4 protein-coding genes are annotated in these 8,418 nt (G+C 75.1%); 1 reads left to right on the forward strand and 3 read right to left on the reverse strand.

Annotated elements, in window-relative coordinates:
• The 3 genes from AC08OP_RS16150 to AC08OP_RS16160 all read right to left on the reverse strand — a co-directional run.
• Positions 1–352, reverse strand: a 352-nt coding sequence (locus tag AC08OP_RS16150) for a phosphopantetheine-binding protein (RefSeq protein ID WP_476614956.1), incomplete at its 3' end; no start/stop codon positions are given.
• A gap of 1 nt (position 353) precedes the next feature.
• Complete coding sequence (locus tag AC08OP_RS16155; protein ID WP_476614957.1) at positions 354–1,850, reverse strand: salicylate synthase; 1,497 nt, start codon at positions 1,848–1,850, stop codon at positions 354–356.
• Positions 1,847–3,598, reverse strand: a complete 1,752-nt coding sequence (locus AC08OP_RS16160) for a (2,3-dihydroxybenzoyl)adenylate synthase (RefSeq protein WP_476614958.1) — start codon at positions 3,596–3,598, stop codon at positions 1,847–1,849. The genes AC08OP_RS16155 and AC08OP_RS16160 overlap by 4 nt, the downstream gene beginning before the upstream one ends.
• A 172-nt stretch (positions 3,599–3,770) precedes the next feature.
• Here AC08OP_RS16160 and AC08OP_RS16165 point away from each other — a divergent pair.
• On the forward strand, positions 3,771–8,418 hold a 4,648-nt coding region (locus AC08OP_RS16165), incomplete at its 3' end, for a non-ribosomal peptide synthetase (RefSeq protein ID WP_476614959.1).

The raw sequence follows: 8,418 nt of genomic DNA on the forward strand, positions 1-8,418 counted from the left end.
CGGCGCCTGAGCCGTCCCCGGCCTGCGCGTCGGAGGCCAGCCCGGTCCCGGCCGGATCGGTCCCGGCCGGATCGGCTCGGCCGCTGCTCGGTGCCTGGTCGAGGATCCACGCCCACTCCCGTACGGTGGGTGCCTCGGCGAACTCGGCGAAGTCCACTTCAAGCCCCGCGGCTCGCCAGCGGGTGACGAGCTGGATGAGCGTCAGTGACTCCAGGCCGACGGAGAGCAGATCCTCGTCCAGGCCGAGCTCGTCGGCGTCGGTGAGGCCGAGCAGGGTCGCCACCTCCGCACGCAACGTACCGAGGTCGCCCCACGACACGGGGTCGACTTCCACGGGTTGGGTACTGGTCACGTCACTTCCTCCGGTGCTCGGGAGCGGGGGCGGGAACGAGATGCGGGGCGATGCTGGCGAACTTCTCGCAAGTCTCGGCGTACTCCCGGGACGGCCGGGAATCGGCGACGACACCGGCGCCGGCCTGCAGCCAGGTCCGTCCGCCATGGGTGTGCAGGCAGCGCAGGGCGAGCGCGGCGTCGAGGGAGCCGTCCTGGCCGACCTGCACGGCCGCCCCCGCGTAGAGCCCTCGCTCGGCGGGCTCCAGCTCGGCCACCGTCCGGCAGGCGACGCCACGCGGTATGCCGGAGGCGGTGATCGCCGGCGACAGCACGGCGAGCGCCTCCCAGTTCGTCACACCGGGCCGCAGCCGGCCGGCGACGCGGGAGGCCAGATGCTGGACACTCCCGCGGGCCTCGACGTCCATGAACCGACGGACGACGACGCTGTCAGGGACGCAGATGCCGGCGAGGTCGTCCGCGACGGCGCGGACGGACACCGCGTGTTCGAAGACCTCCTTGGCGTCGGACCACAGCTCGGCCCGCGCCAGCGCGTCCTGTTCCACACCGCGTCCGAGCGGGCGGGTGCCGGCGAGCGGCTGCGAGCTGACCTCGCCGTCGGCACCGACCTCGGCGACGGTCTCCGGGCTGAACCCGACCGAGCGCATACCCGGCAGGTCGACGAGGAAGGTGCGGGCCGGGCTGTTCGCCCGCCGGCCCCGCAGGCAGGTCGCGGCGAGATCCACCTCGAACGGCACCGGGACGCGCCGGGACAGTACGACCTTCGCGAGCCGGCCGGCCTGGATGCGCTCCACCGCGGTCGTGACAGCCTGCTGGTACGCATCGGCACCGGGTGTGACGACGTCGAGCAGGCCGGAGTCGAGCGGGCCGGGCTGATGCCGCTCGCCGCCCAGCGGGCCCTCGGCGGGCAGCCGTTCGACGGCGGTGAGCACCCGGGCCACGGTGGCCTCGTCGGTGCCGCGGACGTCGAGCCGCCCCGGGGTGATCCGGATCTCGACCTCGGGCACGATGAGCTGGGCCAACGGTGCCGCCGTCCGGCGGCGCACGGCGCGCCCCGCGGTGTGGCCGCCCTCCCCGGCGCTGACGCGCTGGCCCGGGGGCCGGCCCGTCCCGGGACCGTCCGGGCCGTCCGAGCCGGCACCAGTGGCGAACTCGGTGGCGAACTCGAAGGCGACCCAGCCGTAGGCCCGCCAGTCGACCACGGGGAAGGTCGCGGCCAGCTGTGCCAGCTCGACGGCCGGGGGGCGGGTCACGGGCCGGTTGGTCTGGCGGTCGCCGTAGTGGACCACCACCCGGTCACGGTGCAGGGTCACCCCGCACAGCGCCCCGCCCGCGTACCACCAGGCGCCGTCACGTTCGTAGAGCACGCACTGGTCGAACAGCCGGGCGGCGGCCAGACCGGTCGCGCAGGCCGCCGGGTCGGCGGGGCCGGTCACCGACCACGAGCGGTAGGACGCCGGTGTCGGGGGCAGGATCGTGGTCTCGATGCGGGTCCTCACCGATCAGCCCTGCCGCCGGTGGAGACGGCCGGTTCCGGCACGGCCGCGGGGTCGGGCACGGGCGCGGTGGTGGATCCGGAGGCGGCGGTGGAGGCGGTGGTGGAGGCGGATTCGGTGGCCGCCAGTGACCGCTTGTCGACCTTGCCGACGGCGGTCAGCGGAAGTACGTCGACGACCCGCACCCGCTCCGGCGTCTTGTACGCGGCGAGGCCCCGCTCACGCAGGAAGGCGGCGACGTCACGGGCGGTCGGCGGTGGCCCGTCGCAGACCAGGAAGGCGACCGGGCACTCACCCCACTTCAGGTCCGGGACGGCGACCAGCGCGGCGTCGACGACATGCGGGCAGGCCCGCAGATGCTCCTCCACCTCGACCGCCGCGATCTTGTCACCGCCCTTGTTCACCTGGTCCTTCACCCGGCCGACGACCTGCAGGTGGCCGCCGGGGAGCTGGCGGACGAGGTCACCGGTCCGCAGCATGCCGTCGGCGGTGAAGGCGGTGCGGTTGTGCGCCTCGGCCCGGTAGTAGCCGCGCAGCGTGCACGGGCCGCGGGTCAGCAGTTCGCCGACCTCGCCGGGTGGGACGGGCCGGTCGTCGGCGTCGGCCACGACGATCTCGTCGGCCGGGGACATCGGCCGCCCCTGGGTGGTGTGCCGCAGCTCGGCCGGGTCGTCCGGCCGGGTGTAGCAGACGAGGCCTTCGGCCATGCCGTACACCTGCTGCACCGGGACGCCGAGCGTCGCCTCGGCGCGGGCTGCGAGGTCGTCGGGGATCCGCGCGCCGCCGACCTGCAGCAGCCGCAGGCTGGACAGGTCCGGCCGGCTGATGGCGAACTCGTCGAGCCAGTAGGGGACCAGCGGCGGGGTGAGCGCCACGGCCGTGGCCCGCTCCCGCTGGACGAGGCGCAGCGTGGTGGTGGGGCTGGGGTCGCGGGCCAGGACGACGGTGCCGCCGGCGACGAGGGTGCCCAGCACGCCGGGTGAGCTGAAGGCGAAGTTGAACCCGACCGGCAGCACGACCAGGTAGACGGTGTCGGCGCCGAAGCCGCAGGCCTCGGCGGCGCCACGGGCGGCGAGCAGGTAGTCGTCGTGGGTGCGGGGCACCAGTTTCGGGGTGCCGGTCGTGCCGCCGGACAGCAGCAGCGCGACGAGGTCGTCGGGGGTCGGGGCCCGGCCGCCGACGGCCGGGCGGGTCGGTGGGCCGGCCCGTTCTCCCTCGTCCAGCAGCGCGGGCCAGCCGGTCACGGCGGCGGTGCCGCCCGGGCTGTCGGCGTGCGCGCCGACGACGACCAGCAGCGGCGGTCTGTCCAGGCCCGCGCAGGCCTGCTCGGCGAGCTCACGGAGGTTCACCCGCCCGGCACGCTCGGCGACGACGTAGGCCGCGGGTTCGGCGACGCCGAGCAGCGCCCGGATCTCCGCCAGCCGGTGGCCGGGCATCGCGTGCACGGGGACCGCGCCCAGCCGGGCCAGCCCCAGCCACAGGTGCACGAACTCGGCCCGGTTCGGCAGCTGGACCAGGACGCGGTCGCCGTGGCGCACACCGCGGGCGGCGAAGCCGGCGCAGACCTGGTCGGCGATGGCGTCCAGGTCGGCGTACGTCCACCGGGCCGCGCCGTCGACGAGCGCGGTGCGCCCGCCGTGGCTGGCGGCGAGGTCCCGCAGCAGATCACCGACGGTGCGCCCGGCCCACAGTCCTGCCTGCCGGTACCGGGCCGCGATCGGCTCCGGCCAGGGTTCCCAGCCCTCGCGCACTGCACCGCCTCCTCGCAGAAATTTTTCCCCGATCAACCCAACGCGGACTACTGTAAATGAAAACCATGTTCATATGTAGCAATCAGGTAGTTCGGAAGTAACCGATGTGCAGCACTTCGGTAACTGACGGGCATACCGGTGCATCGGTCCAGCACTCCGGAAGCTGAGGATCATGAATGTCGACGAACTGATCGCAGATCTCGCGGCCGAGGACATCGCGATCTGGCTGGAGGCCGGCGAGCTGCGGTTCCGGGCGCCACGCGGCGCGATGACCCCGCAGCGGCGCGCGGTGCTGCGCGAGCACCGCGAGGCGATCCGGTCGCACCTCGCCGACGACCGCGTCCCGCAGGTGACCGGCAGCGACGAGGCACACCGCCACGAGCCGTTCCCGCTCTCGGACCTGCAAGCCGCCTACCTGGTCGGCCGCGGCGACCTCTACGAGCACGGCGGGGTCGCCTGCCACGCCTACATCGAGCTCGGCTACCCCGCGGAGCTCTCCCCCGACCGGGTGAGCGCCGCCTGGGACGCCCTGGTCACGCGGCACGACATGCTGCGCGCCCTCGTCCACGCCGACGGCTACCAGGTGGTGCTGGCCGATCCGCCGCGTACGCCGATCGACGTCGCCGACCTGCGCGGCCAGGGCCCCGACGCGGGCCGGGCACGGATCGAGGCGGTGCGCGCCGAGCTCAGCCACCGGGTCGCCCGCACCGACCGCTGGCCGCTGTGCGTGCCCCGGATCACCTGGCTGGACGACGCCCTCGTCGTCCACCTCTCCCTCGACCTGCTGGTCGTCGACTACGCCAGCGCACAGCTCCTGCTGGCCGAACTCGACCGGCTGTGTACCGACGGCGGCGCGGGTAGCGGCACCGACGCCGCCCTGCCGCCGCTGGCCGTGACCTTCCGCGACTACGTGCTCGCCCGCCGGGCCGTCAGCGAGACCGCCGGCTACCAGCGCGACCGCGCCTACTGGCTCGGACGTCTCGACACCCTGCCCGCCGCGCCGGAGCTGCCCGCCGCGCCGCAGCCCACCGAGGACACAGCCACCGGACGCCCCACCACCGGGGACACCGCCACCGGGGACACCGCCACCGAGGCGGCCCGGTTCGACCATCTGGAGCACCTGCTGACCGCGGCCGAGTGGGACCGGCTGCGCGAGACCGCCCGCTCCCACGGCCTGACGGTGTCCGCGGTGCTGCTCACCGCCTACGCCGAAGTGATCGGCAGATGGAGCCGGAACACCCGGTTCACCCTGAACCTGCCGGTCTTCCAGCGGCTGCCCGTCCACCCCGACATCGAGGCGGTCGTCGGCGAGTTCACCGCCGTCGAGCTGCTCGCGGTGGACCTCACCGAGCCCACGGGCTTCGCCGAGCGGGCCACGGCCGTCTCCGCGCAGCTCATCGAGGACCTCTCCCACCCGCTGTTCACCGGCAGCGAGGTGCTCGCCGAGCTGGCGCACCGCACCGGGCAGCGCCCGCTGATGCCGGTGGTCTTCACCAGCACCCTCGACACCGCGCCGCAGTCCGCGGCCGCGAGCACCGTCCGGTACGCGATCAGCCAGACGCCGCAGGTCTGGGTCGACTGCCAGGTGATGCCCCGCGCCGGCGGGCTGTCGCTGTCCTGGGACGTCCGCCGCGGGGTCCTGCCGGACGGGCTGGCCGAGGCCGCCTTCGGCTCCTACGTCGAGGCGGTGCGCCGGCTCGCCGCGGACCCGGCGGCGTGGACGGGCCCGGCCCCGGTGACACTGCCGGACGCCCAGCTCGCGGTGCGCCGGGCGGTGAACGACACCGAGGGTCCGGTGCCGGGCGGGCTGCTGCACGAAGGGGTGCTGGCCCAGGCCGCGCGGACCCCGGACGCCGCCGCCGTGACCTCGGCGCGGCGAGCCCTGACCTACCGCGAGCTCGCCGCCGAGGCGCGCGCCGTCGCCGACCGGCTCACCGCCGCCGGGGTCGGGCCGGCCGAGCCCGTGGCGGTCGGCATGGACAAGGGCTGGGAGCAGATCGTCGGCGTGCTGGGGGTGCACCTGGCCGGTGCCGCCTACCTGCCGGTCGACACCAGCCAGCCGGCCGCCCGGCGTGCGGCGATCCTCGCCGACGCCGGGGTGCGCCTGCTGCTCACCCAGCCGTGGCTGGCCGAGTCCGCGGGCTGGCCGGCCGGCATCGAGGTCCTCGACGTCACGGCGCCCACCGACACCGACCTACCTGACGCGACCGGCGCTGCCCAGCCGGGCGAGGCGGGCTTGGCGGCCGGGAACCCGTCGCCAGGGAACCCGTCGGCCGATCCGGACGACCTGGCCTACGTCATCTACACCTCGGGGTCGACCGGCACCCCCAAGGGCGTGATGATCAGCCACCGGGCGGCGCTCAACACGGTTGTCGACATCAACAGCCGGTTCGGGGTCGGGCCGGGTGACGCGGTGCTCGGGCTGGCGAGCCTCGGCTTCGACCTGTCGGTCTACGACGTGTTCGGCCCGCTGTCCGTCGGCGCGCGGCTGGTGCTGCCGGACGCCGACCGCCGCGCCGACCCGTCGCACTGGGCGGAGCTCGTCCGCGGCGCCGGGGTGACGATCTGGAACTCGGTGCCCGGCCAGCTGCAGATGCTCGCCGAGTTCCTGCGCTCCGCGCCCGAGGACGCGGCCGAGCTGCCGACGCTGCGCCTGGCGATGCTGTCCGGGGACTGGATCCCGGTGCCGCTGCCCGACGAGATCCGCCGCCTCGTGCCCGGGCTCGCCGTCGTCAGCCTGGGCGGCGCGACCGAGGGCGCGATCTGGTCGATCGCGCATCCCATCGGCGTCGTCGACCGCGGCCGGCCGAGCATCCCCTACGGCACGCCGCTGGCCAACCAGACCTTCCACGTGCTCGACCCCGCGATGCGTGACCGGCCGGATTGGGTGCCCGGCGAGCTGTACATCGGCGGGACGGGCGTCGCCCTGGGCTATCTCGGGGACGCCCGGCGCACCGCCGAGCGGTTCGTGGACCATCCGGTCACCGGTGAACGGCTCTACCGGACCGGTGACCTGGGCCGCTACCACCCCGACGGCACCATCGAGTTCCTCGGCCGGGAGGACGACCAGGTCAAGATCCGCGGCTACCGGATCGAGCTGGCCGAGGTGGAGACCGCCGTCCTGGCGAACCCCCAGGTCGGGGCGGCCGCGGTCGTCGTCGACGACGCCGGCCCGGCCGGGCGCCGGCTCGCCGCCTTCGTCGAGCCGGCCCACCTCGCCGACGACGACCTCCGCGCGGCCTACTTCCCCGCCGCGGAGGCGGCGGCGGTCGGCCACGACGCGGCCGAGGCGACGCACCACGACGCGAACACCGACCCGAACACCGACGACAGCGGCGCGGAACCGGTCGACCCGCAGGCGCTCGACCGGTTCCTGACCGCCATGGACGACGTCGCGCTCGGGCTGATGGCCCGCATCCTCGCCGACACCGGCCTGCCCGTGGAATCAGCGCCGCTGGATCCCGAGGCGGTGTGCGCGGCGATGCGGGCCACCCCGACCAGCGCGCATGTCGTCCGGCGCTGGCTACGGGCGCTCGTGGCCACCGGCCGCCTTGACCCGGCCACCGGAGGGCTCGCGGCGGGCACCGTGCCGGACGACGACCAGCTCGCCGCGCTGTGGAAGGAGCTGGACGACGCCGAGGCGGCGGTCTCCTACGGCACCGACCTGGTCGAGGTGATGCGGACCTGCGCCGCGCACCTGCCCGCGCTGATCAACGGTGAGCTCGACATCCGGGCACTGCTGTTCCCCGGCGCCGAGACCGACGTGCTCGCCGCGGCCTATCGGGACAACCTCGCCCTGCGGCACCTGCACCGCGGGGCGGTCGCGGCGGCCCGGCGGATCGCCGCGCTGCACGCCGCCGGGCCCCGCGCCGACGAGCCGCCGCGGGTCCTGGAGGTCGGCGGCGGGGTGGCGGCCACCACCGCCGAGCTGGTGCCGGCGCTGGCCGAGTTCGGCGTCGACTACCTCTACACGGACCCGTCGCGGTTCTTCGTCCGGGAGGCGGAGCTGCGCTTCCCCGAGTTCCCCTGGGTCCGGTTCGCGGTGTTCGACCCGGCGGTGGACCCGCGCCCGCAGGGGCTCGCCCCGAACTCCTTCGACGTCGTCGTCTGCCCCAACGTGCTGCACAACGCCACCGACATCCCGGGCATGCTGGCGGCGCTGACCGAGCTGCTCGCGCCGGGCGGCTGGCTGCTGGTCATGGAGAACGCCCGGGACGACCACCACCCGCTGCTGGTCTCGCTGGAGTTCCTGGAGGCGACCTCCGGCCCCCGCACCGACCTGCGGGCCGCCGCCGGCCAGTCCTTCCTGACCGACCCGCAGTGGGCCGCGGTGCTCGCGGACGCGGGTGCCGACGTCGCCGCGGCGCTGCCGCACGCCGACCATCCGCTGCACCGCACCGGCCAGCGCCTCTTCCTGGCCCGGGCGAAGACCGACCGGGCGCCGGTCAGCCCGGTGACGCTCGGCCGGCACACCGCCGACCGGCTACCGGAGTACATGGTCCCCGCCGTCTGGCAGGTCGTCGACGCGCTGCCGCGAACCGGCAACGGCAAGACCGACCGGGCCCGGCTCACCGGCTGGCTGCCGCGGGCCGACGGACCGGCGGCGCCGTCCACCCGCTCCGCGGAGCCGGCGGACGCGCTGGAGAGCCAGCTCGCCGGCCTGTGGGCCGAGCTGCTCGGGGTCGCCCGGATCGGCCGGCACGACGACTTCTTCGCCCTCGGCGGCGACTCGCTGCTCGTCGCCCGGATGGTCGGCCAGGTCCGCGAGCGGATCCCGGACGTCGTCGCGCTGGAGTGGGAGGTGGTGCTGCGCCACCTGC

Source organism: Frankia sp. CeRuru1, from assembly GCF_977966315.1.